We start from the raw sequence: 26,435 nt of genomic DNA, 5'->3' as shown, positions 1-26,435 counted from the left end.
ACCAAAAAACAAACACAACCAAGAGGGAGCCCATGCCAGAACCCACGTCCACAGCTGCAGGCCTGCTCACCGTGGCCACAGCCACGGCCGCCAGTTCCGTGATCACCGCCTTTGGCGTATCGCTGGGCCTGCGGGTCGATGTGCTCATCGCAGGGTTTGCCGGTGCCCTGGTGGCCATCATCCTGCTCAATGCCGTGCCAGGCGGTAGTGACACCTGGCGCGAGCTGCTGCGCACCACGCTGCGGCGCATGTTCGTGGCGTTTGCCAGCAGCCTCACGGCGGGCTATCTGGCCCCGTTGGCCCTGCTGGCTGCGCAGCTGCCTGACAGCCTGCTGCTGGGCGGTGCCTTTGCAGTGGGGGGTGGTGCCCAGCAAGTGCTGGTGTTTGCCATCCGCCGCATCAGCGGCCAGGCGCAGCCCGCGCAACCGCCGCAGCAGCCTGGTGGAGGGGCTACGCCATGACAACCGCACTTGCCATCCTGCACTGGCTGGCCGGCCTGATCGTGTTGGCCGAAGCCCTCAACAAGCTGGAGCGCACAGCCCCATGCAGGCGCGGCCTGGGCCTGCGCGTTCGCGCCACCGAATGGCTCAAGGCCATGGCCTGGGCGCTGCTGGCGCTGGGCGGTGCTGGCGCCGTCATCACGCCATTTCTGCCGCTGGAGGCCCCCACGCTGCAAGACGCTTGCGTGTTGCTGGGCTTTGCGGTGCTCATTGTTCGTACCCGAGTCAAGGAGGGTTGACCATCATGCTGACTGCACAACAACTTCGCGCCGCCACCGGCTGCAACGCCGCCCGCGCTGATGAATGGCTGCCGCACATCGCGCGCGCCTGCGAAACCTTTGCCATCAACACCCCGGCCCGTCTGGCCGCCTTCCTTGCGCAGATCGGCCATGAGTCCGGGCGCCTGGTGTATGTGCGGGAAATCTGGGGGCCTACCCCAGCCCAGCAGCGGTACGAGGGCAGGGCGGATCTGGGCAACACCCAGCCGGGCGACGGCAAGCGCTACATGGGGCGCGGCCTGATCCAGACCACCGGCCGCGCCAACTACCGCGCCACCCGCGACGGCCTGGCCGCCTATCTGCCCAACGTTCCTGACTTTGAGGCTGTGCCCGCGTTGCTGGAGCGCCCCGACCTGGCCGCCATGAGCGCCGCATGGTTCTGGCACAGCCGCGAGCTGAATGCCTTTGCCGATGTGGGGGATTTCATCCGCATCACCAAGCGCATCAACGGCGGCACCAACGGCCTGGCTGACCGGCAGGCGCTGTATGACGCGGCGAAGGCGGTGCTGCAATGATCGCCGGTCTCTACACCTACGCCGCCACTGCCCTGGTGGCCGCAGCCCTGGCCGCCGCCGGCACGTGGAAGGTGCAGGAATGGCGCTGGAAGTCCAAGACCACTGCAGAGCAGCTGCAGCGCGAGCATGTAGCCCGTGTGGCTGAAGAGGCTCGCCAGAGCGATGCCAAGCAGCAGCGCCAATTCAACGACACCACTGCAGGTGTGCATGCGGCCACGGTGGCCAGCCTATCAACCCAACTTGGAGACGCCCGTGAAAAGATCGCTACTTTGTCTGACCGCCAGTGCCTGGGGGCTGGCACTGTCCGCATGCTCAACGCCATCGGTGCAATGCCCGCCCATGGTGTCGGGCTACGAGCCACTTCCAGCCAACTTGCGGGTGCGCCCCCAGCCGCTGCCGGATCTGCAGATGACGACCCCGCAGCAGCCGAAGGCGCCTATGCCAGCGAGCGGGACACTGCCACAACCATCGCAATCTGCCGCTCCCGCTACGCTGAGGTAAGCAGTCAGGTCAACAAGATACTGGACATTGAAGAAAAGCGCCAGCAAGTGGCCGGGTCCCCGTGATGCAATCGGCCAGCAGCCGCAAGGCCGCCCGCCGGATCGAACAGCGCCAGCGCCGCGAGTGGCGCGAACAGCAGCGCGAGCTGCAAGACCGCGCCCAGCGCCAGGTCATCCCGCGCAGAGAAGATGGGCCGCCGCCCCGCATTGATTGATTGGCGGTGGCGGTGCCTGCCTGGGCTGTCACACCCGCGTCACCTCGCACCGCCACTCCTGCGCGTGCCAGGCGTGGCCATCGCGTTCCAGGCCAAAGAAGGTAAACACGTTCGCACACACGGCCGTCATGCGCGGCTCGAACAGCTCGCGGTTGCCGGGCAGACACCGAAGCACCGGCACCGTGCGCTCGCGCTCGCCCAGGCTGCGGTGCTCCATCATCAGATCGCCGCGCATCCTCTGCGCTGGCCCAATGGGCACGTGCAACTGGCCTTTGTCGCGGGTAATAACGATTTCGCAGAACATACTCAAGTTTCAGCGTAGTTATTGGCGTAGCTATTCGAGTGCTTGGTGGTTTTCTATTTGGGAAAATAGAAATCGAGAATCACAATGTTCATCCCGACATTGTGCCTTGGTGAAGCGGCCTGCATCACGCCGGGCGGCCTCCTTGCGCATCAAAGGTGTTGGACTTTTCGTGACGGAGTGTTGGAGCCACCTGCTAGGACGAGTGCGTATTCTTGTTCACCCATGCCCTCAAGGAGGTCGAAAACAGGTCCCTGATGCTGGCAGGGGCAACGGAGCAGCCCACATGCGGCGGGGAGTGCGGTGGCTGCTCCTCGAGCTATTTTGCCTAAAACCATTGGGGAAGGCCCCGCAATGAGAGGGCATCAATGGCTCGTTGTGAGAGATGGCGCCGCCTCAACAGGTTTGCAGCGCTGCCTCTGATGCGGCCATTCGGTCCAGCTCAGCGCACACATCCGCCATGCGGCCAGCGATCACCAGCCGGCCCGAGCCGCCCGATGCTGGGGCTCGGCGCAGGACCTTGGCCGTCCTGCTGGCAGAGCCTTCTGCCGACCACGGTGATCCACAGGGGTTGCGGGTGGTCGCAGGCGAAGACGTGAACACTCCGCCGCTGGTGGTTGCCAGTCGAGTTGGGGCCTCGGTGGGCGGTATCTGAGGATTGACCGTAAAAGGCCAATTGCCACGCAGCGGACGCTGGTGCGGGATGCCAGCGGGACGTTGGTGGGGCTTGCGGGTGCCTGCCTCACTGTGGCCGCTGCCCCGGGCCGCATCGTCGGGATGGGCATGGGCTGGGGATGAGTCTGCCGCAGACTGCATTTTGAGAGGGCTTGCGTGATGGAGCCAGCGGGTCAGTGAGCGCAGTGGGGTGGAGAGTGCAGAAAAGGTGGTCAAGGCAATTCCCATGTGAAAACTCCGAAGGTCGGGGGTTGGACATAGGCAGGATTGCAAATCGAACCGGCACCGCAGGGCTGGCGTACCTGTTTTATCGGTACACCAAACGCCCGCCACCTGCAGTGCGGCAGCTAACTAGGGAATGGATGTGATGGAGCCCTGTGGCTACATCAGCATGGTGTTGCGGATGAGTCCGACCGCGAGACCTTCGATCTCAAACGGTTCGCCAGGCTGCACCACGATGACCGGGTAATCCGGGTTTTCGGGCAGCAATTCGATGGCCGTGGCGGTGCGACGCAGGCGCTTGACCGTCACGTCGTCTCCCAGGCGGGCCACGATGATCTGGCCGTTGCGGGCTTCACGGGTGGACTGCACGGCCAGCAGGTCGCCATCCATGATGCCGGCATCGCGCATGGACATGCCGCGCACTTTGAGCAGGTAATCGGGCTTGTGATGGAAAAGGCTGTTTTCCACACTGTAGGTCTGGTCAACGTGTTCCTGCGCGAGAATGGGCGAGCCCGCCGCCACGCGTCCCACCAAAGGCAGAACCAGCTGTGAAAGCCCGGGAATGGGTAGGTTGAACTGGCTGCCACGTGCTGCATTGATGGAGCGTACCGTGTCGCTGCGCAGACGGATGCCACGTGATGTGCCGCTGACCAGTTCGATCACGCCCTTGCGTGCCAATGCCTGCAGATGCTCTTCGGCCGCATTGGCCGACTTGAACCCCAGTTCGGCCGCGATTTCTGCGCGGGTGGGAGGCGCACCAGTGCGTGCAATGGCCGTCTGGATGAGATCCAGAATCTGTTGCTGGCGGGCGGTGAGTTTCGGGTTGTCGAGCATGGTGGTTTCCGGTGGAGGCGGCTACAGTGAAGGACAACTGTTTTTTAATCCAGTAACTGTATTTTTCACCAGTTTTTCGGAGTACGCAAGTGAGTGGGCAAAAAATTGTAGTTTTGGGCACCGGGGGAACCATTGCGGGCACATCCGCGCGGGCTGGTGACAACATTGGTTACACCGCTGCACAGGTGGGCGTCGAGCAACTGCTTGCGGCCGTTCCCGGATTGCAACAGGCGGCGCAGGGCGGGCTGGTGGCGGAGCAGGTGGCCCAGATCGACAGCAAGGACATGGATGGCCAGGTGTGGCATGCGCTGGCGCTGCGCTGCGCGCACCACTTGGAAGATCCGGAGGTGCGTGGTGTAGTCATTACCCACGGAACCGACACGCTGGAGGAGACGGCTTGGTTCCTGCACGAAGTGCTGGATACCCGGGCGAAACCCGTGGTGCTGACCTGCGCCATGCGCCCAGCGACGGCGCTCACGCCCGACGGGCCGCAGAATCTTCTGGATGCCGTTGCCGTGGCGGTTACACCCGGTGCACGGGGCACGCTGGTGGTGGCCGCTGGGGAAATCCATGGGGCGCGGCAGGTTCAGAAGGTGCACCCCTACCGGGTGCATGCGTTCAACTCTGGCGAGGCTGGCCCTTTGGGCTGGGTGGAGGAGGGGATTGCCCGCCTTGTGCAGGATTGGCCGCCAGTGCTTAGTAAATCCGCATTTAATGCTATTAAAAATAGAGCATCCTCCTTTGCCTGGCCCCGCGTGGAAGTGCTCGTCAGCCACGCTGGCGCATCGGGCGCCATGGTGGACGCGTTGGTGCGCGATGGGGTCCAGGGGCTGGTAGTGGCCTGTACGGGCAATGGCACCATCCATCACGCTCTGGAGGGCGCGTTGCTGCGTGCACAGGATGTGGGTGTGCGGGTGGTGCGGTCCACACGCTGCCCCGAGGGGCAGGTGCTGCCCAAGCCGGGGGACGCATTGCCCGACTCCAGGGGACTCTCGCCCTTGAAGGCCAGGATCTCGCTGATGCTGGAACTGCTGCACTGAGAAACAAGGCCGCCCCGATGTTTTTTGCTGCCCTCAAGACCCATGCATGGGCCTACCCGGCGCTGGAGGTGGTGCACATCGTGGGCATTGCCTTGCTGCTGGGCAATCTGGTCTTGCTGGAGTTGCGGGTGTTTGGTCTCGGGGCGGCATTGCCCGTCAAGGACCTTGCGCGGCTCAGCCTGTCGCTGGCGTTGTGTGGTTTTGGACTGGTGGCTGCGTCGGGCCTCTTGATGTTTGCCACGCAGCCTGCCGAACTGCTCGCCAGCCGCGCATTCACCTTGAAGATGCTGCTGTTAATGCTTGCAGGCTGCAACGCCGCGTGGTTCCATGGGCGGGGTTCGCTGGCGCGCCTGGACGGCCTGGCCCGGGTGCAGATGCTGGGCTCCACCATGATCTGGCTGGCTGTGGTGGTCTGTGGCCGCTGGATTGCCTATCTCTGATCGACACGACAAGGGGAGAATCGATGACCCACCTGCAACGCCGCCACGTGCTCCTGGCCGCCTCCGCCGTTCCGCTGGGGGTGCACGCCCACCACGGCTGGAGCAGTTTTGATCCTGAGCGTCCCATCTATCTGGAAGGTAAGGTACTCAAGGTGCGCTGGCAAAACCCGCATGCCGAGCTGGAACTGGAGATACCTGCCGAACTGAAGCTGCCTGCGGATCTGGCCCAGCGCGTGGTGCCGGCCCAGACCTCCCCCGTGGACGGCAAGGCCCTGCTGGCCAAGGCGGTGTTGCCCAACCGCAAGGACCGCCGCTGGGAGGTCGAACTGGCGCCCCTGACCCGCATGCAGGCCTGGCAGGTGCAGGAGATCAAAACCGGCGCGGCGGTATCGGTAGTGGGCTTTACCCTGCGCGAAGAGAAGGGCGATGCGGTGCTGCGGGCGGAGTACCTGTTTGTGGATGGCAAGGCCTACGGATTGCGCTCCAGCCCAGCCTGAATAACCAGGATGGCCTGGTTTCCAGGTGGAAGCCCTGAAGCGGTTGTCTTCGCCGCATAAAAAAAAGCGACGCCCGGGGTGCTTGGGCGTCGCTGGTTTCGGGGGCGTGTGCCCCACGCGTCAGCTGGCGAGTGCCTGCAGCGCGCGTGCCGTGATTTCGTCTACGCTGCCCGTGCCGCTGATGGCGCGGTACTTGGGTGCAACCTCAGGCTCGGCCTTGGCCCAGTTGCTGTAGTAGTCCACCAGCGGGCGTGTTTGGTCGCTGTAGACCTGCAGGCGCTTCTTGACGGTTTCTTCCTTGTCGTCCTCGCGCTGGATCAGCTCTTCGCCCGTCACGTCGTCCTTGCCTTCCACCTTGGGTGGGTTGAACTTGACGTGGTAGGTGCGGCCGCTGGCAGGGTGCGAGCGGCGGCCGCTCATGCGTTCGATGATGGCGTCAAAAGGCACATCGATTTCGAGCACGTAGTCGAGCTTGACGCCCGCTGCCTTCATGGCGTCTGCCTGGGGAATGGTGCGCGGAAAACCGTCGAACAGGAAACCCTGTGCGCAGTCGGGCTGCGTGATGCGTTCCTTCACAAGACCGATGATGATGTCGTCACTGACCAGGGCACCCGAATCCATCACGGCCTTGGCCTGCAGGCCCAGAGGCGTGCCAGCCTTGACGGCGGCGCGCAGCATGTCGCCGGTGGAGATTTGCGGGATGCCGTACTTCTGGCAGATGAATGTGGCTTGCGTGCCCTTTCCGGCGCCAGGCGCGCCCAACAGAATCAGTCTCATGGAAGTCCTCGAAGGTTAGAAATCGGTTGGCGCCGCTGGCGGGGACGTTCGAAGGGCGCCTGAAGCCGTTCTGTGCGCCCGGGATGCGGTGCTCTCGTTGCGGGCGAGGATAGCATGCGACTCCTTGCGCTGACTTACACCCTGCACCGGTTTTGGCAAGGGTGCCGCGGCGTGGATAGCCGCTGCATGGCGCTGGCAGGTGCATCGCACGCAGCCGGGCGCCACCTCAGCGAAAAAGGCCGCGCACCCGCTCCAGGTCTTCGGGCGTGTCCACACCCGGGCCCGGGGCGGTTTCTGCCAGGTGCACCGCAATGCGGTGGCCGTGCCACAGCGCGCGCAGTTGCTCCAGCGCTTCCACCGCCTCGGTGGGGGCGGGCGCCAGGGTCGGAAATTCCCGAAGGAAGCCTGCGCGATAGCTGTAGATGCCCACATGCCGCAATGGCGCAAATCCCGCTAGGGCCGCCACGCCGGGTGTCGCCGCGTGTGCAGCGCCTTGCCACCAGGGCGAACCCACATGATCACGCGCAAAAGGGATGGGCGCCCGGCTGAAGTAGTGCGCCAGGCCGCGCGCGTCAAGCACCACTTTCACCACATTGGGGTTGGTGTAGTCGGCCAGGGATGCAATGGCGTGGGCTGCGGTGCCCATGCTGGCCTCGGGGCGGGCAGGCAACAAGGCCGCGACAGCGTTGATGAGGCGGGGGGCCATCAGGGGTTCATCGCCTTGCACGTTGACGACCACGTCGTCCCCGTCCAGGCCCAGTTGTGTGCAGGCCTCGGCCAGGCGGTCGCTGCCGCTGGGGTGGTCGGCGCGGGTCAAGATTGCTTCCACGCCATGGGCGGCGCAGGCCTGCAGGATGCGGGGGTCATCGGCGGCCACCACCACGCGGGCTGCCGCGCTCTGCGCGGCACGCTGGGCCACCCGCACCACCATGGGCAGGCCCGCTATATCGGCCAGGGGTTTGTCGGGCAGGCGGCTGGATGCCATGCGGGCCGGGATCAGCACCGTGAAGTGGCTGCCCGCCGCCGCAACGCCTGGAGCGATGGGGGCTGCGCCTGCGCTGCTCACTGCTCCAGTTCCTCGTCGGTGAGCGTGCGGGCTTCGTTTTCGAGCAACACCGGGATGCCGTCCCGCACCGGATAGGCCAGGCGGGCGCTGCGGGAGACCAGTTCCTGGGCATCGCGGTCGTAGGTCAGCGGGCCTTTGGTGACGGGGCAGACCAGCAGTTCAAGCAGTTTGGGATCCATGGTGACAGCGCTTTCCAGGAGGTTCGTTCGGGCAGGCTGGGATGATAGCGGCGGCCCGGGCGGTGAATCGTCAATGGCTGCGGACGCCCAAGGCCTGCAGCCGCGCATCCAGCGCCGCAAAAAAGGCCGGTTCAATCTGCAATTGCAGGGGCACAGCCAGTGCGTCCGGATGGTACCGCCAGAGCTTGACGGCATCTTTTTCTGTACAAACAAGCGTGTAGCGCTTGTCAGAATTGCGGTTCCAGCTATCAAAATCGTAGTGATCTGGCAAGGCCTCCGTGTGTGCCAGTTGCAGTGCCTCGGACTGCAGCATGGCAAAGAACACTTCGGGGCGTGCCACGGCCGCCACGGCATGCAGCGGCTGGCCTTGCAGGTCAGACAGCGGTATCCGGGTGCCGTCTACACGCAGGGCGTAGGAGGCCAGGCGGCGCTTGAGGCCGTAGGCATGGGCGGGGTCGTTTCCAGGCGGCAGACCCCCTGCATGCAGCACAAAATCCACCGCGCGAGGCCAGGGCTCGCGCAGGGGCCCCGCCGGCAGCAGGAAGCCGTTGCCCACGCCCTGTTCGTTGAAGATGCAGACCTCCAGGTCGCGTGACAAGGCCAGGTGTTGCAGGCCGTCGTCGCACACGATCACGTCGGTGTCCGGGTAAGCAGCACGCAGGGCGTGGGCGGCGGTGATGCGGTGGGGCGCAACAAACACGGGCACGCCACAGCTGCGCGCGATGAGGGCGGGTTCATCGCCCACCTCGCGGGCTGGGCTGTCGGGCGCTACCGCGCGGCAGTCGGTGGTGCTGCGGCCATAGCCGCGCGAAACCACGCCGGGGCGCAGGCCCAGGCCTTGCAGGTGCTGGACAAGGGCAATGACCACGGGGGTTTTGCCAGCGCCTCCGGCAATCACATTGCCCACGACGATGACGGGGCGGCCGGGGTGTTCCGCCTTCAGCATGCCCATGCGATAAAGAGCGCGTCGGATGCCTACCAATGTTCGGTACACCAGCGAGACCGGCCACAGTGCCAAAGCGACCGGTCCGCGCGTTTGCCAGGTCTTTTGCAACCCCGTGGCCTGGGGTAGAACGGTGTCGCGTGCTGCGGCTGACGAAGAGGGTGAGGGCGGCTGCGGCCCGGGGGCAGCCATGCCGTGTCAGCGGCTGGTGCTGCGCGCCGCGGCCGACGACTGCGTGGCAAACGTGATCTGCGTGAGGCCCACCCGGCGCGCGGCCTCCATCACCGAAACCACGGACTGGTGCGGCGCCATCGCATCGGCGCTGATGATGACCACGCTGCCGGGGCCCGCGCTGGCGGCACTGCGCAAGGCCTGCGCAATCGCATCCACGCTCTTGCCGTCCACCCCCGCCTTGTTGACGGCATAGCGCCCGTCGGCGGCCACGGACACGATGACTTCCTTCGGGTGGTCGCGCTGCTGCTCGGCATCGGCCACGGGCAGCGTGAGCTGCAGCTCGGTGAACTTGCTGTAGGTGGTGGTCAGCATCAAAAAGATGAGGATCACCAGCAGCACGTCGATGAACGGGATCAGGTTGATCTCCGGCTCTTCCTTGGCGCGGGGGCGGAAGTTCATGGAGCTTATTTGGCTTTGCGCAGACGCAGGATGTGGCGGACGAATTGTTCCGACGCCAATTCCAGGGTGAGCAGGTAGGCATCCACCCGGGCGCGGAAGTAGCGCCAGAAGATCAGCGCCGGAATGGCCACGATCAGTCCGAACGCCGTGTTGTACAGCGCCACCGAAATGCCATGTGCCAGCTGGGCCGGATTGCCGCCACCCATGGCCTGGCCCACGCCACCGCTGCCGGATTGGGAGCCGAAGATCTCGATCATGCCGATCACCGTGCCCAACAGGCCCAGCAGCGGCGCGGCCGAGGCGATGGTAGCCAGGGCCGCCAGGTACTTCTCCAGCCGGTGGGCCACGGCGCGCCCGGCGCCTTCCATGGCGGCGCGCAGGTCGGTCTCGCTGCACTGGGGGTTGCTGTTGAGCGTGCGCAGGCCACTGGCCAGCACCTCGCCCAGGGCGGAGTTTTGCGCCAGCTGGTTCACGATGTCGGGGGTGGGTACGGCCTTGGATGAGACCGTGATCGCTTCATCGAGCAGTTTGGGGGGGGCGACACGGGCCGTTTTGAGGGCCACAAAGCGTTCGAAAACCAGCGCCATTCCCAGGATGGAACACGCAATCAGGGGCCAGATGGGCCAGCCTGCGGCTTGTATGATGGACAGCAAATCTCTCTCCGCGCAGATGAAAGCAATCGGCGATTATGGCCCAGCTTGCAGGGCCCACTTCGTCACAAACCGTTACGTTGCTGTGCGCGCCACTGCCCCGTCTGCTCACCCACAAAAACTGTGGATAACTTTGTGGGCAACCCGGTTCTGCAACCCCGCAAAGTGGCGTCCCGCCGTGCTTGCAACAGATTGATGAAAAATTGTGCAGTGAAAAAACCATATAAATCAATAACTTGCACGTGCGCTCGTGTTTTGCAGCCCATTTGTAACGTGCCGATGTCGAGTCCCTCCGCTGGCCTGATTCTGTGGAGTACTCCGGCTTCCAATGGGGCGCAAACGCCCGCCGTTTCTAATGTCTGAGCGCCCAGGCCCAGCAGTGGCGCCCCGTGTGTGGGAGGTTGGCGCGCTGTGCCGCGCCATTGCTGATGCTCTGGAAGCGCGCTTCAATCCTGTCGCGGTGCGCGGCGAGATCACGGGCTTCTCGCGCGCATCCAGCGGGCATTGCTACTTTTCGGTCAAGGACGCCAACGGGCAATTGCGCTGCGCCATGTTTCGCCGTGCCGCCGGCCTGCTTGACTTTTCGCCGCGCGATGGCGAATTGGTGGAAGTGCGGGGGCGTCTGGGGGTGTACGAGGCGCGCGGCGATCTTCAGTTCATTGTGGAAAGCATGCAGCGGGCCGGGCAGGGCGCGCTGTTTGAGCAGTTTCTGCGCCTGAAGGCCCAGCTGGACGCTGAAGGACTTTTTGACAACGCTCGAAAGCGCCCGTTGCCTTTGCAGCCGCGTGGTATTGGCCTTGTAACGTCCACCGGGGCGGCGGCCCTGCACGATGTGGTCACCGCGCTGCGCCGGCGCGTGCCCCATATTCCGGTGGTGCTGGTGCCTGCGCAAGTGCAGGGGGCTGCGGCGCCTGCTGCGCTGGTGGCTGCGCTATCAAAAGTGTATCTGCTCGCGCAAGCTGGACAAGCGCCAGGGGCTGATTTTGCCAAAAATCCGCCCATTGACGTGATCCTGCTGGTGCGCGGAGGCGGTTCCATCGAGGACCTCTGGGCCTTCAATGACGAGCAACTGGCCCGCACCATCGTGCAAAGCCCGGTGCCGCTGGTGTGTGGCGTGGGGCACGAAACCGACTTCACCATCGCCGACTTCTGCGCCGACCTGCGCGCGCCCACGCCCACTGCCGCCGCCGAGCTGGTGGCCCAGCCCCGCGACGTGTGGCTGGGTGCGCTGGGGCTGCTGGCTGGACGCATCGGCGACGGTGTGCAGCGCCAGCTCGACGCACGGCACCAGCGGCTGGACCAGGCCGCGGCGCGGCTGGGCCGCCCGTCGAGCCTGGTGGCCCGCGAGCAAATGCAGCTGGCGCGCATGGCCCAGCGCATGCGCCACGGAGTGCTATTGAAATTGCAGCGTCTTGCGCAATCACAGAAAGCGCTGGAGGCCGATTTGCCTCAAAAAATGCAGCGGCGCCTGGTGCAGCAGGCCGAGCGGCTGGACCGTGCGGCCCTGCGGCTGAATCTGCTGGACCCGCGCCTGGTGCTGCAGCGCGGCTATGCCCTGCTGACCGACACCGAGGGGCAGGCCGTGACGAGTGTGCGCCAGGCCCACCCTGGCGATGCCCTGCGCGCAACACTGGCCGACGGCGTGGTGGACGTGACGGTGGCCCAGCCGCGCCTGCTGTGATGTCTTGATGCCGTCGGATGGGCTGTTGCTGTAGGACAGCGGCGGTTTGTGGTGCTGCGGGCCGGATCTGGGTGGCCTCACGCTGCACAGGTCTGCTGATGTTCCTACAATGCCCCCTTCGCGCTGTGTCCGACTGCATTGCTCAGGAAAGAAAGCGTTGCAGATGGCATCCCGGAATTTCAAACCACAAGGAAACACCACCATGGAACATACCCTTCCCCCGCTGCCTTACGCCATCGATGCCCTGGCGCCGAACTACAGCCAGGAGACTCTGGAGTACCACCACGGCAAGCACCACAACGCGTACGTGGTGAACCTGAACAACCTGCAAAAGGGTACTGAGTTCGAAGCCATGACGCTCGAAGAGATCATCAAGAAGTCGAGCGGCGGCATCTACAACAACGCGGCCCAGATCTGGAACCACACGTTCTTCTGGAACTGCATGGCTCCCCAAGGTGGCGGCGAGCCATCCGGCGCGCTGGCTGCGGCCATCAACGCCAAGTGGGGCAGCTACGCCGCCTTCAAGGAAGCGTTTGTGAAGAGCGCCGTGGGCAACTTCGGTTCGGGCTGGACCTGGCTGGTGAAGAAGTCTGACGGCAGCGTGGACATCGTCAACACCGGCGCCGCCGGCACGCCGCTGACCACCGCCGACAAGGCGCTGCTGACCGTGGACGTGTGGGAACACGCTTACTACATCGACTACCGCAACATGCGCCCCAAGTTCGTCGAGACCTTCCTCTCAAGCCTGGTGAACTGGAAGTTTGCGGAAGCCAACTTCGCCTGATGCACGGCGGGCCCGCTGGGTGAACCAGCTGGCGAACCAACAAAAAACGGCCCTCGGGCCGTTTTTTGTTGGGAGGTTCGATTGTTCAATCGATTTTCAAACCCCATGGGCTGCTGGCGCTTGAGTATCAAGCGGTAATTGCTATTAAAAATATAGCAAACAAGGCCCGGCGTGGCCCTGTTATTTGCGGCTGAACGGCGCGCCTGCGAGCTTGGTGCCGGCCTTGATGCCCTTCTTGGCAAACCAGCCCTGGTTCATCTCCAGCACGTAGCGCACGGGCTTGGAGGAACAGTGCGAGTCCAGTGTCTGGGGCTTCATGTCTTCCAGGTTCACGATGGTGCCGTCATCCGCCACGAAGGCGGCCGTGAGCGGGAGCAGCGTGTTTTTCATCCAGAAGCACTGCTGCGAAGCTTGCTCGAACACGAACAGCATGCCCTCGTGCTGGGGCATCTCCTTGCGAAACATCAGGCCAGTCTGGCGCTCCTGGGGTGCCTGGGCCACCTGGGCGTCGATGCGGTGCATGCCTGCGGTGAGTTCGATCCGCTGCAGGTTCAGTTGCGGCCCTTCCTGGGCCGTGGCCACTGCGGGCAGCGTGAGTCCGGCCAGCATGGCCAAACCCAGGGCGCAGGTGGCGCGGCGGGCAAGGCAGTCCAGACGCTCGAGGCGTGTGGTCCCGGTGGTGGGGGGCGGGGCGGCGCGAAAGGCGGTCATGGGAGAGGCTTTCTGATCAACACGGATACGAACACGATAGGCTGATTGCATGGCGGGCGGAAAGTTCGCAGCGCGGCCCTGCCCATAAAAAAGCCCGCAACTGCGGGCGATTTTGAATCAACGGGGACCTGGGAGGAGGTTGGAGGCCTCAACCAGGTCTCTGTTCCCGGTTTCAGGCGGCTTTGTGGGCCGTCTTTTTCTTGGCGACCTTTTTGTTGGTCTTCTTCTTGGCGGTCTTGGTTGCCTGGGTCTTGGCTACCGGTGCAGGAGCCTGGGCAGCCATGGGGGCGGCTGCGGGTGCGGTGGCGGGGGCAGGAGCGGCTGCAGGCGCCTGTGCAAAAGCACCAGCGGTGAACAGACCGGCCACGAGGACAGCGAGGAGTTTTTTCATATATGCCGTTTCCAGTGTGAACGAAGGGTTGAGGGCCGCACGAAAACCGTACGGCTCCACTCGCAACGATAGCAGCGCGCGGTGCGTTGACAGGGGCTTGGGCGAAAATTTTTGTCATTAGAATGGTTCGAAACCACACTGCTTTGCCGTATCTGCCGAATCCGTTTTGGCGCACACAGGAGACATCTCACCCATGACCACCTACCAGCACATTTTGGTGCCTGCTGAAGGCCAGAAAATCACCGTCAATGCCGACATGTCCCTGAATGTGCCGGACGAGCCCATCATCCCCTTCATCGAAGGCGACGGCACCGGCCTGGACATCACGCCTGTGATGATCAAGGTGGTGGATGCCGCCGTGGCCAAGGCCTATGGCGGCAAGAAAAAGATCCGTTGGATGGAGGTCTATGCGGGCGAGAAATCGACCAAGGTCTATGGCCCCGATGTCTGGCTGCCGGAAGAGACCCTGCAGGTGCTGCGTGAGTATGTGGTGTCGATCAAGGGCCCGCTGACCACGCCCGTGGGCGGCGGCATCCGCTCGCTCAACGTCGCCTTGCGCCAGGAGCTGGATCTGTATGTCTGCCTGCGCCCCGTGCAGTATTTCAAGGGCGTGCCATCGCCGCTCAAGGAGCCCGAGAAGACCAACATGGTGATCTTCCGCGAGAACTCGGAAGACATCTACGCCGGCATCGAGTTCGAAGCCGAATCCGACAAGGCCAGGAAGCTCATCAAGTTCCTGCAGGACGAAATGGGCGTCAAAAAAATCCGTTTTCCCAACACCTCGGGCATCGGCGTCAAGCCTGTTTCAATCGAGGGCACGGAGCGCCTGGTGCGCAAGGCCATCCAGTACGCCATCGACAACGACAAGCCCAGCGTGACCATCGTGCACAAGGGCAACATCATGAAGTACACCGAAGGTGGCTTCCGCGATTGGGCCTACGCCCTGGCGCAGAAGGAATTTGGCGCCGAGCTGATTGACGGCGGCCCATGGTGCCGCCTGAAGAATCCCAAGACCGGCAAGGAAATCACCATCAAGGACAGCATCGCCGATGCCTTCCTGCAGCAGATCCTGCTGCGCCCCGCCGAATACTCGGTGGTGGCCACGCTCAACCTCAATGGCGACTACATCTCCGATGCGCTCGCAGCGCAAGTGGGCGGTATCGGCATTGCGCCTGGCGCCAACATGTCTGACTCCGTGGCCTGTTTTGAAGCCACGCACGGCACGGCCCCGAAGTACGCAGGCAAGGACTACGTGAACCCCGGTTCTGAGATTCTTTCTGCCGAAATGATGCTGCGCCACATGGGCTGGATTGAAGCGGCCAACTTGATCATCAGTTCTCTGGAGAAGTCGATTGCTTCCAAGAAGGTGACCTACGACTTCGCCCGCCTCATGGACGGCGCCACCCAGGTGAGCTGCTCGGGTTTTGGCCAGGTAATGATCGACAACATGTAAGCCTGCACCGAGTTTTTCGCTTTCCAGAGAAAGCCCCTGCTTCCTTGGTGGAGCAGGGGCTTTTTGTTGCCGCGCCGAAGCGCAGCAGGCCCCGCAGCCGCGCCCACCCTGGTCGTTGCCGCCAGGGGGCTCCTTGGCATTTGAATGTTGGCAATCTGGAGACTTACCGCCTAATATGAGGCCAGCCATGGACCAGGGCTGGTGATGGCAGGGGCTTGCATCCGCACGCACACACTACAAAGGGATGCAGGTAGGGGGTGGTCCCTACAGGGAGGGCTGCATGGCTTCTGATTTTTCTGCCGCATATTGGGAGCAAAACCCCGATGCGCTGCTGGTGCTGTCGCCTGAGGGGGTGGTGCTCAACTGGAACCCGGCTGCCGAAGCGATCTTTGGCTATGCACCGGCAGAGGCCCAAGGCAGGCGCCTCATTGATCTCATTGTTCCCGAGAACCGGGCCCATGAAGAAGATGAGATCCGGGCAGAGGCCCTGCGGGGCCTGACTACCGTGCACGAGTCGGTGCGTCGCCGCAAGGATGGTTCGCTGGTGCACGTCAACGTGTCCACCAAGGCTGTGTACGACGAGGCTGGCCAACTGCTGTACTTTCTGTCGAGCAAGAAGGATGTCACCCAGCTCAAGGTCCAGCGCGAGGCCAAGCTGCTGGAGGCGCGGTTTCGTGACCTGCTCGAATCCACCCCCGACGCGATCGTGATGGTCAACGTAACGGGCCGCATCGTCCTGGTGAACTCCCAGGCCGGGCGCGTGTTTGGCTACGAAAGGGCCGAGTTGCTGGGGCAGGCGGTGGAGGTGCTGTTGCCTCACCGCTACCGGGGTGCACACCTGGGGCACCGCAGCGGTTTCTTCGGAACACCGCGCACCCGCACCATGGGGGCGGGGCTGGAGCTGTTTGGCCTGCGCAAGGACGGTGGGGAATTTCCGGTGGAGATCAGCCTGAGCCCGATCCACACCGAAGAAGGGGCGATGGTGATGAGTGCCATCCGCGACATCACCGACCGCAAGCGGGCCGACCAGAAGTTCAAGGACCTGCTGGAAGCCGCGCCGGACGCGATGGTCATCGTCGACCGGGAGGGCCGCATTGTGCTGGTCAATTCGCAGGCCGTGAAACTGTTTGGCTGGAGCCGCGACGAACTCCTGGGCCAGAAGATCGAGCTGCTGGTGCCCGAGCGCTTCAGTGGCCGGCACCCCGAACATCGCCACCGTTTTTTTGCGGAACCACGTTCCCGCTCGATGGGCGCAGGCCTTGATCTGTATGGCCTGCGCAAGGACGGTTCCGAGTTTCCGGTCGAGATCAGCCTGAGCCCGCTGGAGACGGAAGAAGGCCTGTTTGTCTCCAGCGCGATCCGTGATGTGACCGAGCGCAAACGGATCGAACGGGCCTTGCGCGACAAGAACCTGGAGCTTGAAAATGCGGCCTTGGTCAAAGACCGTTTTCTGGCCAGCATGTCCCACGAACTGCGAACTCCGCTCAACGCCATCATCGGTTTCACGGGCACCTTGCTGATGCAGTTGCCGGGGCCGCTCAACCCTGAGCAGGACAAACAGTTGCGCATCGTGCAGACGGGGGCGCGGCACCTGCTCTCGCTCATCAACGACTTGCTCGATGTGGCCAAGCTCAGCGCCAACAAGGTGTCGCTCCACGTCGAGGCACTCGATTGCCGTGGCATCGTGGCAGAGGTCGCCGCAACGCTGGAGCCGGAGGCCGTGCGCAAGGGTCTGGTGTTCAACGTACAGGCCCCCGCCCATGCGGTGCAGTTGCACACCGACCGCCGGGCTTTCAGCCAGATACTGATCAATCTGGTGGGCAATGCCATTAAATTCACGCCGCAGGGGCGTGTCGACGTGGTGCTGGAGGAAACCCCCGCGTCCCAAGGGCGCACCGTGCAGGTGTCGGTGCGCGATACCGGGCCCGGCATTCCCTTGCAAGAGCAATCGCGGCTCTTCGAGGCCTTCTCCAGGGTCGAAAGCGCCGACCAGCGCCACCACGAAGGCACCGGCCTCGGGCTGCACCTCAGCCGCAAGCTTGCCGAGGCCCTGGGGGGAAGCGTGGGCCTGGAGAGCATCGAGGGGCAGGGCAGCACCTTCACGGTGAAATTTCAGGAGGCCAGCGCATGAAAGCCACGATCCTGGTCATCGAAGACGATGACGCCAGTCGGATGCTCGTCACCTATCTGCTCGAAAACGCAGGACACCGCGTGCTGCTGGCCGAAAACGGTGCGCTAGGCCTGGGGCTGGCGTTGGCCGAAAGGCCCGACCTGATCTTGTGCGATCTGCAAATGCCTGTGATGAATGGGTATGAGGTGGCACAAAGCCTGCGCTCGCACCCCACATGGCGTGTGGTGCCGTTGGTGGCGGTGACCGCTTTTTCCATGCCGGGCGACCGCGAGAAGGCGCTTGAAGTCGGTTTTGACGAGCACCTGTCCAAGCCCATCACGCCAGAAACCTTCGTGAGCCAGGTCGAGGCGTTTCTGGGCTCGTCGTCCTGCGCGCCGCCGGGCGCGGCCTCACGTTGGTCCCCGGGGTAGCATGGCCAAGATCCTTGTTGTCGATGACCTTTCGGCCAACCGTGCGCTGGTGGTCACGCTCATTGGGCACAGCGGCCACCAGGCCCTGGAGGCCTCGGACGGTGCCGAGGCGCTGGCCCTCGTGCGTGCCGAGCACCCTGACCTGGTGATTTCCGACATCCTGATGCCGACGATGGACGGCTACGAATTTGTTCGCCAGCTGCGGGCCGACCATCAATTGGCCGCAACGCAGGTGATTTTCTACAGTGCGCACTACCGCGAGCAGGAGGCCCGCAACCTGGCACTGGCCTGTGGAGTGACGCAGGTGCTGGTGAAACCCTGCGAGCCACAGGAAATCATCTCGGCCATTGAACAGGCCTTGTCCCAGGTGCCGCCACAGCCTTTCCGTCCACTGGAACACAGCTTTCAGACGCGGCACTTGCAGCTCATGACGGACAAGCTCACGGGCAACATCGCCGAGCTGGAAACCATGAACCGGCGCCTGGCGGCGCTGACCGATTTGAACCTGCAGCTGGCCTCCGAGCGGGACCCGCAGGTGCTGCTGGCCAATGTGTGCCGTGGCGCACGCGAGCTGGTGGGGGCGCAGTATGCGGTGCTGGGTGTGGTGCGCAAGCAAGGCGATACCTCCATCACCTGCACCAGTGGCATCGAGCCCGCGCTGCCTGGGTTGCTGGACTTGCCGGTGGTTTCGCATGGCCTTCTGGGGCAGTTGCGTGCCGCACGCCGCTCGCAGCGCCTGGCCAATGAAAGCGGAGACCCGAGCGAGATTGGCCTGCCTGCGGGCTACCCGCCACTGCATACGGGGTTGATTGCGCCCATCACCTCGCTCTCGTTTTCCTATGGCTGGATCTGCCTGGCCAACAAGCAGGGCGAGGATGCGTTCAGTGCCGACGACGAAAAAGTCCTGGCCATCCTGGGGGCCCAGGTGGGCCGCATCTACGAAAACGGCAGCCTGTACATCGAGATCCAGAAACACGCCGAACAACTGCAGGTGGAAGTGTTCGAGCGCCAGCGTGCCATGGACGCGCTGCGCACCAACAAGGCCAGCCTGCGAAGGGCGCAGGCACTTGCCAAGATCACCCATGTGATCAGTGGGCCCGATGGCGCTTTTGAAAGCTGGCTGGACACGCTGCCAGACATGTTGGGGCTGGCCGAAGAGGCCATGCCAAAGTCCGCGCGTGATTGGCTGGCGCTGGTGCACCCGCAAGACCGCGACATGTTCCGCCAACATGCGCTGCAGGCCGCGCACCAGGGGGCTCGCCTGGATTTCACCTACCGAGTGCTGCGCGCAGATGGCGAACTGCTGCACCTGCGGCAGGTGATGGAGCCCCTGGAAGACGAGGCAGGCCGTGGTGAACAAAGCCGCTGGTTCAACACCATCCAGGACGTCACCAAGGAAAAACGCGCCGAAGAAGAGTTGCACGAAAGTGATCGGCGCTTCAACGACATGCTCGACAAGGTCGAGATGATCTCGTTGATGCTCGATTGCGAAGGTCGCATCACCTACTGCAACGACTACCTGTTGCGCCTGACCGGGTGGCGGCGCGAGGAGGTCTTCGGGCAAAGCTGGTTCTCGCTGTTTCTGCCACCGGAGCTGGCGGATGTGCGTGATGTGTTCGCCGATGTGCTGGCGGATCGGCCCTCGGCCTGGCACTACGACAACGAAATCCTCACCCGTTCTGGCGAGCGCAGGCTGGTGCACTGGAACAACACCGTGCTGCGGTCGGCGGGTGGACAGGTGACGGGGGTGGCCGCCCTGGGTGAAGACATCACCGAGCGCAAGGACGCCGAGCACAAGATCAAGCGGCTCAACCGGGTGTACGCCATGCTCAGCGGCATCAACACATTGATCGTGCGGGTGCGCAAGCGCGACGAGCTCTTTCACGAGGCGTGCCGCATCGCGGTGGAGGAGGGACAGTTCAAGATCGCGTGGCTGGGCAGGGTGGACCTGCCCAGCCAACAGCTGGTTCCCGTGGCGCTGTCCGGGGCTGGAGAGGATTTCCTGTCGCACATCCGGGACCGCCTGCGGCTTCACGCGCAGCCTACCCCGGGCGAGAGCCTGAGCGCGCAGGTGGTGCGCACGGGGCTTCCCGCCGTTTGCGACGACGTGGCGGGCGACCCGAGAATTCTCTTTCCAGACCTGCTGGCGCAGAGCGGGGTGGCATCGCTGGCCATGCTGCCTTTGTTGGTTGCGCGCGAGGTGGTGGGGGTGCTGGCGCTGTTTTCCGAAGAGGTGGGCTTCTTCGACGAGACCGAGATGAAGCTGTTGACCGAGCTGGCCGGGGACATCGGTTTTGCACTGGATCACCTCGACAAGGAAGACCGGCTGAGCTACCTGGCCTACTACGATGAGATCACCGGGCTGCCCAACCGCACCCTTTTTCTGGAACGCACCGGCCAGCACTTGCGCCCGCGCGAAGGCCCCCGGCCTTTGCTGGGTATCGCGCTGATGGACATCAGCCGCTTTCGCTTCGTCAATGACACGCTGGGGCGTCAGATGGGTGACGAACTGCTCCGGCAAGTGGCGCAGCGGCTGCAGCACGCTGCAGGGGATGTATATGACGTGGCGCGCATTGGCATCAACAGCTACGGCATCGCGGTGACCGATGCGCGCGATGCAGGGTCGGTGGCCCTCGCGGTGGATCATCTCTTGCGCACCTGTTTTGACACGCCCTTTGCCCTGGGCGCCACCGAGCTGCGCATGGCCGCCAAGGCGGGTCTCGCCTTGTACCCCATGGATGGCGCGGATGCCGAAACGCTGCTGCGCAATGCGGAGGCGGCTGTCAACAAGGCCAAGGCCTCGGCAGACAGCCTGCTGTTCTACACCTCCGAGATGAACACCCGGGTGGCCGAGGCCCTGGGCATGGAAGGCCGCCTGCGCGAGGCCCTGGAGCGGGAACAGTTTGTTCTGCACTACCAGCCCAAGCAGTGTCTGGCCAGTGGCGTGGTGACAGGTGCCGAGGCCCTTATCCGCTGGAACGACCCCGAGCGTGGCCTGGTGCCACCCGGGCTTTTTATTCCCATCCTGGAGGAAACGGGCCTCATCTACGACGTAGGCCGCTGGGCGCTTCAGCAGGCGCTGGCAGACAACCAGCGCTGGCGGCAGTCCGGCCGTGCGCCGCTGCGTGTGGCGGTCAACGTGTCGTTTCTGCAGCTGCGCCACCGCAGCTTTGTGGCCGAGGTGCGCGAGGCGCTGGCCTTTGACCCGGCCGCAGGGGCCGGGCTGGAGCTGGAGATTACCGAGAGCATGGTCATGGAGGATGTGGAGCACAGCCGCAGCAGCCTGCACGCCCTGCGTGAGATGGGCATCACGATCGCCATCGATGACTTTGGCACCGGGTTCTCGTCTTTGAGCTATCTGGCCACGCTGCCGGCTGACACCCTCAAGATCGACCGCTCTTTCATCCTGGGGATGGACACGGGCCAGCAGGGCCAGGCCTTGGTCTCGGCCATCATCAGCATGGGCCACTCGCTGGGACTCAAGGTGGTTGCCGAAGGGGTCGAGACGGACGACCAACGCCGCCGGCTTGCACTGCTGGGTTGCGACGAAATCCAGGGCTACCTGCTCAGCAAGCCGGTAGCCGCAGAGGTGTTTGAGGTCCGTTTTCTTCTCCCTCTGGCGCAGGGCCGGGGGGCACATTCTGGTTCGTGAACCTGGCCGGCGGCCCCCACAGACTTTCCTTGCCGCTACGACCCCAGCGGATGGGGGGCCGCCGCTGCGAAGTGGAGGGTTCTCGTCGAGATGGCCCCTGCGATGTGTTCGTCATGGGTCACCAGCACCAAAGCGGCCCCGGTTTCCTGCACCGCATCGAGCAGCACTTTCAGCGACTCGTGTTGGGTAATAGGGTCCAGCCGTGACGTGGGCTCGTCGGCAAACAGCAAGGCCGGCTGGGCCACCAGCACCCGCGCCAGCGCAATGCGCTGCAACTCACCGCCGGACACCTGCTCTGGCTTGCGTGCCAACAGATCCTCGGGCACGCGCAGTTGCTCCAGGCGCTGCTGCACTGCCTTCCAGTCGCAGCGGTGCAGGCGGGCAGCATCGCGCAGCGACTGGGCCAGACTGATGTGCGGGGCAAACGAACTGACCGGGTCCTGGTACAGCTTTTGGAACGCATGCGGGCGCAGCCAGGCGCTGCGCTCCACACGGCCCGTGTCGGGCGCTACCAGGCCCAGCAGCACATTGCCCAGCGTGCTTTTGCCGGTGCCGCTGGGGCCCTGCACCGCCACGCGTTCGCCGCTGCGGATATTCAGATCCATGGGCGCAAACAGCTTCTGCGCGCCATAGGCCTTCGAGATGCCGCGCGCTTGCACCACGGGCTCGCCGATCAGGGGCGGCGCGAACGGCAGCCAGCGGGCGGGGTCGGCATCCATCAGCTGGCGGGTGAAGGTGTGCTGCGGCGCTGCCGCCACGGTGTGGACGTCGCCTTGCTCCACCGCTTGCCCATGGCGCAGCACGATGACCTGGCCGCCCAGCGCCTGGGCCACCTCCATGTCGTGCGTGATGGTGAGCAGGCAGCCGCCCGCCTGCAGCACACCCCGGAACAGCTCCACCATGCGGCTGCGCCAATGCGCGTCCAGGCCCTTGGTGGGCTCGTCCACCATCAGCACCGGGGCACCACCGGCCAGGGTGATGGCGGCTACGGCGCGCTGGGCCATGCCGCCCGATAGTTGCCAGGGGTAGTGGCTGCCAGCACTGCCCAGGCCCGCAGCGCCCAGCACCTGTTCGGCCTGTGCGCTGGCGGCGCTGGCGGGCTGCTGGTGCAGCAGGCGGTACACCTCGGCCAGCTGCGGTGCCACGCGGGCCAGGGGGTTGAGCGCGAGCGAGGGCTCTTGCGGCAGCAGCGCGAGCTTGCGGCCCCACAGGGCGCGGCGCGCGGCGGCGTCCTGGGCGCGGGTGGTGGTGCCATCCAGCGTGATCTGGCCCGTGGCCTGCAGCGCGGGCGGCAGGTTGCCCATGATGGCCTGGGCCAGCAGCGACTTGCCCGCGCCGCTTTCGCCCACCAGCGTCAGCGCCTCGCCCGGCCGCAGGCTGAAGCTGATGTCGCGCAGCAGCCGCTTGCCGCCGACCTGGATGCCCAGGCCCTCTACGACCAGCAGTGCGTCGGATTTCAAAGGCGTGGTCATGTGGTCTCCCGGTCGGGGTTGAGCAGCATCATCGCCGCCACCAGCCACACCAGCAGGGCGGTGGGGGCGGCAATGAGCCAGGGGGCTTCTTCGTAATACGGCATGGCCTCGGTCATCATCAGGCCCAGCTCGGGCGTGGGCGGCTGCATGCCCACGCCCACAAAACCCAGCGCGGCCAGCGCCAGCACGGCCTGCGAGGTGGTGAAGGCCAGCAGCGTGCCCAGTGTGGGTGCCAGCGCGGGCAGCAGGTGGTGGCGCAGCACATAGCCGCGCCCAAAGCCCAGCAGGCGCGATGCCTGCACCGCGTCGCCCGCCAGCACGGGCCGGGCCACCGCGCGGCTGACGCGGAAGTACTCGACCCACAGCGCCGCCGACAGGCCCGCATACAGCGCCCACAGCGCGCCGGGTGTCAGTGCCGCAATCAGCAGCACCAGCAGCAGGCCGGGGATGGCCAGCACCGAGTCCGACAGCATGAGCAGCGCGCGCTCGGTGCGCCCACCGCGCCATGCGGCGGCAATGCCCAGCAGCGTGCCGGGCACGGCGGCGCTCACGGCCGCCAGCAGCGCCATGCCCAGCGAGAGCTGCGCCGCATGCGCCAGCCGCGCCAGCGCCGAGCGGCCCAGCACATCGGTGCCCAGCCAGTGCTGGGCGCTGGGGGGCGCCAGGGTGTTGCGCAGGTCTTGCACCACCGGGCTGGCGCCCACCAGCCAGGGGCCGAGCAGGGCAAACAGAGCCAGCAGGCCGAGCAAAGCAATGCCCAGCACGGTGCGAACAGGCCGGCGGAAAGGACGCGAGGGGACAGAAGGCTCTGCCTCAGCGCCCCCGTGGAACTGGCTTTGCCAGGCCACCGGGGTGCGTCCCCCCTCTGGGGGGATGGCGCGCAGCGACTCAGGGGGGCTGCTCATTTCGCCACCTTCTGGGTATGTCGGGGGTCCAGCGCGAGGCACGCCGCATCCACCAGCAGGTTGAACACCACAAACAGCACGCCCATGCACAGGGCCGTGCCTTGCACCACAGGGATGTCGCGCCCAAACACGGCGTGCACCAGCGCGTGGCCGATGCCGGGCCAGGCAAACAGCGTCTCCACCACCAGCGCGCCTTCCACCAGAAACAGCGCCTGCACGCCCAGGTAGGCCGTCACCGGCACGGCCGCATTGCGCAGGCCGTGGCGCACCAGCGCTTGCCAGTCGCTCAGGCCCTTGGTGCGGGCAAATTCAAAAAAGGGCGACACCACCACCTCCAGCATCGCAGCACGGGTCACACGCGCCAGCCCGGCGGCCAGGCCCAGCCCCAGCGTGAGCGCGGGCAGCACCAGGCTGGCTTGGCTCTCGTCACCGCCTGCTGGCAAAAAGCCCCATTGCACCGCCACCAGCAGGATGAGCAGCACCGACAGCAAGAACGGCGGCAGCGCCCGCAGCACCACGGCCATCAGCCAGCTGGCCTTGTCCACCCAGCCCTGGGGCCGCAGCCCTGCCCACACGCCCAGCGGCACACCGACGGCAAAGGCAATGGCCAGCGCGGCGGCCGACAGCCGCAGCGTGGCGCCCAGGTGGTGCGTGACCTCGTGCCACACCGAACGCTGCGACACCAGCGACTGCCCCAGGTTGAAGGTGGCCATGTCTCGCCACCAGTGCAGCAGTGCCAGCCAGCCGGGGCGGTCCAGCCCCAGATCGGCGCGCACGGCGTCGGCGGCGGCGTTGCTCACCAGGTCGTAGCCATAGCGGCCCGCCGCCACGCGCATGGCCAGGTCGCCTGGCAGGGCGCGCACCATCAAAAAGCACAGCGTGCCGATCAGCAGGGACACGGCCAGCACCTGCACCAGCCTGCGGCTGAGCAGGGCGGCCCAGGGTTTTGAAATCAAGGGGTTCATGGGTTGGTCCACTCCATGCCGGTCAGGCGGTAAGAACGCTCCAACGGGTCCAGCGTGACGCCCGCCAGCCGGGGGGCCACGGCCACATGCTGGCGGTACCACGCCACGGGGATCACGGGCAGCTCAGCTTGCAGGGTGTGCGTGATGGTTTGCCGCAGGGCGCGTGTGTGCTCGGGCGTGGTCTGGGTGCGCGCCAGCGCTTGCAGGGCCTGCACCACGGCATCGCTGTGCCAGCCCATGGCGCCCCAGTCGCCGCCCTGGGCGGCAAAGTCGCCCGCCAGCGTGCCTGTGGGGTCCGGCACATTGGCGTAGTTGCGTGCAGCCAGCGCCAGCTGCAGGCTGCCGTCGCGGTGGCCCAGAGGCACATCGCCCGAGTTGCCGATGCTCACGTTCACGGCAATGCCCGCCAGCCGCCATTGCTCCTGCAAGGCGGTGGCAATCAGCGGCAGCTCGGGTCGGTCCACAAAGGTGCGGATCACCAGCTGCAGCGGCTGGCCCTCGGCATCACGCAGGCCGTCGCCGTGGCGTTGCCAGCCAGCGGCGCGCAGCAAGCGCGCGGCGGCTTCGGGGTCGTGCTGCAGCGGGGGCAGGTGCGGGTTGTGCCACGCGCCCAGCGTGGGCGGCAGCAGCTGCGTGGCGGCCAGCGCCTCGTCGCCCATCAGCGCCAGCGCAATGCCCGCGCGGTCGATGACCAGGCTCAGCGCCTGGCGCACGCGCACATCGCGCAGCGCAGGCAGGCCCGCGTTGAGCTTGACGATGACGGTGCGTGGCAGCGTGACCGATTCGATGCGAACTTGCGCGCGGCGTGTTTGCGCCGGGTTCTGCGCATGGCGCCGCAGCCGCCGCAGGCTGGCGGGGTCCAGCCCGTACGCCAGGTCGGCCTGGCCGCTCTCGGCCATCAGCGCGCGGGTTTCGGCGCGGCTGGCAGCCAGGTAGCGCACGGCGGCAATCGCGGGGCGCGGGCCGTCGTAGGCGTCGAACACTACCGTCTCGACCTGCTGCGGCGGCACCAGCACGGCGATGCGGTACGGGCCGCTGCCGATGATGCTGCGCACCTTGCCGTCCGTCCCATAGCTGGCCGGGGCCAGCACCATGGTGCTGGAGTGCGCCAACAGCGCGGGCAGGGCGGTGTGGGGGCGCTGCAGGCGAATGAGCACCGTGCCCTCGTCGGGCGCGGTGATGGATTCGATGGGCGCCTGGCTCAGCAGCGCAGGCGCCACCTGCGCGGCCTGCAGGTTGCGCACCACGGCGGCGGCGGTCACCGGCGTGCCATCATGAAAACGCGCCCCGGGCCGCAGCTCAAACTGCCACACCAGCCCATCCGCCGACCGGCGCCAGAGCCGCGCCAGCGCGGGCCGTGGCTGGCCGTCGTCTGCAGCGTCCAGCAGGGTTTCGGTGACCTGCAGGCGTGTGAACACGTAGCCGCTGCTGGCGGGCGCCAGGCCGCTGATCTCCCACGGGCCGACGATTTGCAGTGGTGCGGGGGCGGATGCGGGTGGTGTACCCTGCGCCCAGGCAGCGGGCAGGGCGCCTGCCGCCAGCGCGGCCACGGGGGCCTGCAAGGCACGGCGGCGTGTCAGGGGTTTGGGGGCGGCTGAAAGTGTTGTCATGCAGG

The 26,435-nt window shown here is 65.3% G+C and carries 28 protein-coding genes; 14 read left to right on the top strand and 14 right to left on the bottom strand.

Going from position 1 to position 26,435, the window contains the following annotated elements; all coding sequences use genetic code 11:
- Positions 1 to 32: 32 nt before the first annotated feature.
- From IB243_RS22590 to IB243_RS22570, 5 genes are read left to right on the top strand one after another with little or no spacing between them, the layout of a single operon-like run.
- On the top strand, positions 33 to 461 hold the full coding sequence (locus IB243_RS22590; protein ID WP_192429468.1) for a hypothetical protein: 429 nt from the start codon (positions 33 to 35) through the stop codon (positions 459 to 461).
- Entirely contained in the window at positions 458 to 739 is a 282-nt protein-coding gene (locus IB243_RS22585) for a hypothetical protein (protein WP_192429467.1), read from the top strand. Before IB243_RS22590 ends, IB243_RS22585 begins: the two co-directional genes overlap by 4 nt.
- 5 nt (positions 740 to 744) lie before the next feature.
- The gene (locus tag IB243_RS22580) at positions 745 to 1,293 is read left to right on the top strand and encodes a glycoside hydrolase family 19 protein (RefSeq protein WP_192429466.1); all 549 of its coding nucleotides are present in this window, start codon (positions 745 to 747) and stop codon (positions 1,291 to 1,293) included.
- Positions 1,290 to 1,859 carry a hypothetical protein gene (locus IB243_RS22575; RefSeq protein WP_192429465.1) on the top strand — a complete coding sequence of 190 codons (570 nt, stop codon included), beginning with the start codon at positions 1,290 to 1,292 and terminating at the stop codon, positions 1,857 to 1,859. The genes IB243_RS22580 and IB243_RS22575 overlap by 4 nt, the downstream gene beginning before the upstream one ends.
- Positions 1,859 to 2,008 carry a hypothetical protein gene (locus tag IB243_RS22570; protein ID WP_192429464.1) on the top strand — a complete coding sequence of 50 codons (150 nt, stop codon included), beginning with the start codon at positions 1,859 to 1,861 and terminating at the stop codon, positions 2,006 to 2,008. Before IB243_RS22575 ends, IB243_RS22570 begins: the two co-directional genes overlap by 1 nt.
- Before the next feature lie 28 nt (positions 2,009 to 2,036).
- Here the strand turns inward: IB243_RS22570 and IB243_RS22565 are convergent, their stop codons facing one another.
- Together IB243_RS22565 and lexA are read right to left on the bottom strand one after the other, a co-directional pair.
- Positions 2,037 to 2,312 carry a hypothetical protein gene (locus tag IB243_RS22565; RefSeq protein WP_192429463.1) on the bottom strand — a complete coding sequence of 92 codons (276 nt, stop codon included), beginning with the start codon at positions 2,310 to 2,312 and terminating at the stop codon, positions 2,037 to 2,039.
- A gap of 1,053 nt (positions 2,313 to 3,365) precedes the next feature.
- Entirely contained in the window at positions 3,366 to 4,040 is a 675-nt protein-coding gene (lexA, locus tag IB243_RS22555) for a transcriptional repressor LexA (protein WP_010458797.1), read from the bottom strand.
- 113 nt (positions 4,041 to 4,153) lie between these two features.
- Between lexA and IB243_RS22550 the strand changes: the two genes are divergently transcribed.
- Genes IB243_RS22550 through IB243_RS22540 form a run of 3 tightly spaced genes read left to right on the top strand, consistent with a single transcriptional unit; the run spans position 4,154 to position 6,017 of the window.
- On the top strand, positions 4,154 to 5,080 hold the full coding sequence (locus tag IB243_RS22550) for an asparaginase (RefSeq protein ID WP_192429461.1): 927 nt from the start codon (positions 4,154 to 4,156) through the stop codon (positions 5,078 to 5,080).
- 17 nt (positions 5,081 to 5,097) lie between these two features.
- Positions 5,098 to 5,520, top strand: coding sequence for a hypothetical protein (locus tag IB243_RS22545; RefSeq protein ID WP_010458801.1), 423 nt, complete (start codon positions 5,098 to 5,100; stop codon positions 5,518 to 5,520).
- A 23-nt stretch (positions 5,521 to 5,543) separates the two neighbouring features.
- A complete protein-coding gene (locus IB243_RS22540) occupies positions 5,544 to 6,017 on the top strand; it encodes a DUF6152 family protein (RefSeq protein ID WP_192429460.1) in 474 nt (157 codons plus the stop codon).
- A 120-nt stretch (positions 6,018 to 6,137) separates the two neighbouring features.
- Here IB243_RS22540 and adk read toward each other — a convergent pair whose 3' ends face one another.
- The 6 genes from adk to IB243_RS22510 all read right to left on the bottom strand — a co-directional run bounded on the left by adk (position 6,138) and on the right by IB243_RS22510 (position 10,268).
- Positions 6,138 to 6,794: an adenylate kinase gene (gene adk / locus IB243_RS22535; RefSeq protein WP_010458805.1), complete on the bottom strand. Its 657-nt coding sequence runs from the start codon at positions 6,792 to 6,794 to the stop codon at positions 6,138 to 6,140.
- Positions 6,795 to 7,020: 226 nt separating this feature from the next.
- Entirely contained in the window at positions 7,021 to 7,860 is an 840-nt protein-coding gene (gene kdsB / locus IB243_RS22530; protein ID WP_192429459.1) for a 3-deoxy-manno-octulosonate cytidylyltransferase, read from the bottom strand.
- On the bottom strand, positions 7,857 to 8,039 hold the full coding sequence (locus tag IB243_RS22525; protein ID WP_010458810.1) for a Trm112 family protein: 183 nt from the start codon (positions 8,037 to 8,039) through the stop codon (positions 7,857 to 7,859). Before IB243_RS22525 ends, kdsB begins: the two co-directional genes overlap by 4 nt.
- 70 nt (positions 8,040 to 8,109) lie before the next feature.
- Complete coding sequence (gene lpxK, locus IB243_RS22520) at positions 8,110 to 9,174, bottom strand: tetraacyldisaccharide 4'-kinase (RefSeq protein ID WP_225585234.1); 1,065 nt, start codon at positions 9,172 to 9,174, stop codon at positions 8,110 to 8,112.
- A 6-nt stretch (positions 9,175 to 9,180) separates the two neighbouring features.
- Complete coding sequence (locus IB243_RS22515) at positions 9,181 to 9,615, bottom strand: biopolymer transporter ExbD (RefSeq protein WP_010458814.1); 435 nt, start codon at positions 9,613 to 9,615, stop codon at positions 9,181 to 9,183.
- 5 nt (positions 9,616 to 9,620) lie between these two features.
- Positions 9,621 to 10,268, bottom strand: coding sequence for a MotA/TolQ/ExbB proton channel family protein (locus IB243_RS22510; RefSeq protein ID WP_192429458.1), 648 nt, complete (start codon positions 10,266 to 10,268; stop codon positions 9,621 to 9,623).
- Between the two features lie 352 nt (positions 10,269 to 10,620).
- On the opposite strand from IB243_RS22510, the gene xseA reads away from it, so the two are divergent.
- Entirely contained in the window at positions 10,621 to 11,946 is a 1,326-nt protein-coding gene (gene xseA / locus IB243_RS22505) for an exodeoxyribonuclease VII large subunit (protein WP_192429457.1), read from the top strand.
- A gap of 202 nt (positions 11,947 to 12,148) precedes the next feature.
- Complete coding sequence (locus tag IB243_RS22500) at positions 12,149 to 12,730, top strand: superoxide dismutase (protein WP_192429456.1); 582 nt, start codon at positions 12,149 to 12,151, stop codon at positions 12,728 to 12,730.
- Positions 12,731 to 12,910: 180 nt separating this feature from the next.
- On the opposite strand, the gene IB243_RS22495 is transcribed toward IB243_RS22500, so the two are convergent.
- Complete coding sequence (locus IB243_RS22495) at positions 12,911 to 13,441, bottom strand: DUF192 domain-containing protein (protein WP_192429455.1); 531 nt, start codon at positions 13,439 to 13,441, stop codon at positions 12,911 to 12,913.
- A 172-nt stretch (positions 13,442 to 13,613) separates the two neighbouring features.
- Positions 13,614 to 13,832 carry a hypothetical protein gene (locus tag IB243_RS22490; RefSeq protein ID WP_192429454.1) on the bottom strand — a complete coding sequence of 73 codons (219 nt, stop codon included), beginning with the start codon at positions 13,830 to 13,832 and terminating at the stop codon, positions 13,614 to 13,616.
- A 193-nt stretch (positions 13,833 to 14,025) separates the two neighbouring features.
- On the opposite strand from IB243_RS22490, the gene icd reads away from it, so the two are divergent.
- The 4 genes from icd to IB243_RS22470 all read left to right on the top strand — a co-directional run bounded on the left by icd (position 14,026) and on the right by IB243_RS22470 (position 21,478).
- On the top strand, positions 14,026 to 15,285 hold the full coding sequence (gene icd / locus IB243_RS22485; RefSeq protein ID WP_057270819.1) for an NADP-dependent isocitrate dehydrogenase: 1,260 nt from the start codon (positions 14,026 to 14,028) through the stop codon (positions 15,283 to 15,285).
- A 280-nt stretch (positions 15,286 to 15,565) separates the two neighbouring features.
- Complete coding sequence (locus IB243_RS22480) at positions 15,566 to 17,416, top strand: PAS domain S-box protein (RefSeq protein ID WP_192429453.1); 1,851 nt, start codon at positions 15,566 to 15,568, stop codon at positions 17,414 to 17,416.
- Positions 17,413 to 17,826 carry a response regulator gene (locus IB243_RS22475; RefSeq protein WP_192429452.1) on the top strand — a complete coding sequence of 138 codons (414 nt, stop codon included), beginning with the start codon at positions 17,413 to 17,415 and terminating at the stop codon, positions 17,824 to 17,826. The genes IB243_RS22480 and IB243_RS22475 overlap by 4 nt, the downstream gene beginning before the upstream one ends.
- Position 17,827: 1 nt before the next feature.
- Positions 17,828 to 21,478, top strand: coding sequence for an EAL domain-containing protein (locus tag IB243_RS22470; protein WP_192429451.1), 3,651 nt, complete (start codon positions 17,828 to 17,830; stop codon positions 21,476 to 21,478).
- A 35-nt stretch (positions 21,479 to 21,513) separates the two neighbouring features.
- Here IB243_RS22470 and IB243_RS22465 read toward each other — a convergent pair whose 3' ends face one another.
- Genes IB243_RS22465 through IB243_RS22450 form a run of 4 tightly spaced genes read right to left on the bottom strand, consistent with a single transcriptional unit; the run spans position 21,514 to position 26,430 of the window.
- Positions 21,514 to 22,950 (bottom strand): ABC transporter ATP-binding protein, encoded by a 1,437-nt coding sequence (locus tag IB243_RS22465; RefSeq protein WP_192429450.1) that lies wholly within the window; start codon positions 22,948 to 22,950, stop codon positions 21,514 to 21,516.
- On the bottom strand, positions 22,947 to 23,855 hold the full coding sequence (locus IB243_RS22460) for an ABC transporter permease (RefSeq protein ID WP_192429449.1): 909 nt from the start codon (positions 23,853 to 23,855) through the stop codon (positions 22,947 to 22,949). The genes IB243_RS22465 and IB243_RS22460 overlap by 4 nt, the downstream gene beginning before the upstream one ends.
- A complete protein-coding gene (locus IB243_RS22455) occupies positions 23,852 to 24,820 on the bottom strand; it encodes an ABC transporter permease (RefSeq protein ID WP_192429448.1) in 969 nt (322 codons plus the stop codon). The genes IB243_RS22460 and IB243_RS22455 overlap by 4 nt, the downstream gene beginning before the upstream one ends.
- On the bottom strand, positions 24,817 to 26,430 hold the full coding sequence (locus IB243_RS22450) for an ABC transporter substrate-binding protein (protein ID WP_225585233.1): 1,614 nt from the start codon (positions 26,428 to 26,430) through the stop codon (positions 24,817 to 24,819). Before IB243_RS22450 ends, IB243_RS22455 begins: the two co-directional genes overlap by 4 nt.
- Positions 26,431 to 26,435 lie beyond the last annotated feature (5 nt).

This window comes from Acidovorax sp. ACV01 (assembly GCF_014851495.1).
GTDB classification, from domain to species: Bacteria; Pseudomonadota; Gammaproteobacteria; order Burkholderiales; family Burkholderiaceae_C; genus Acidovorax; species Acidovorax radicis.
The sequence above is the reverse complement of the archived record's forward strand: the minus strand, read 5'-3'. Positions and strand labels throughout refer to the sequence as shown.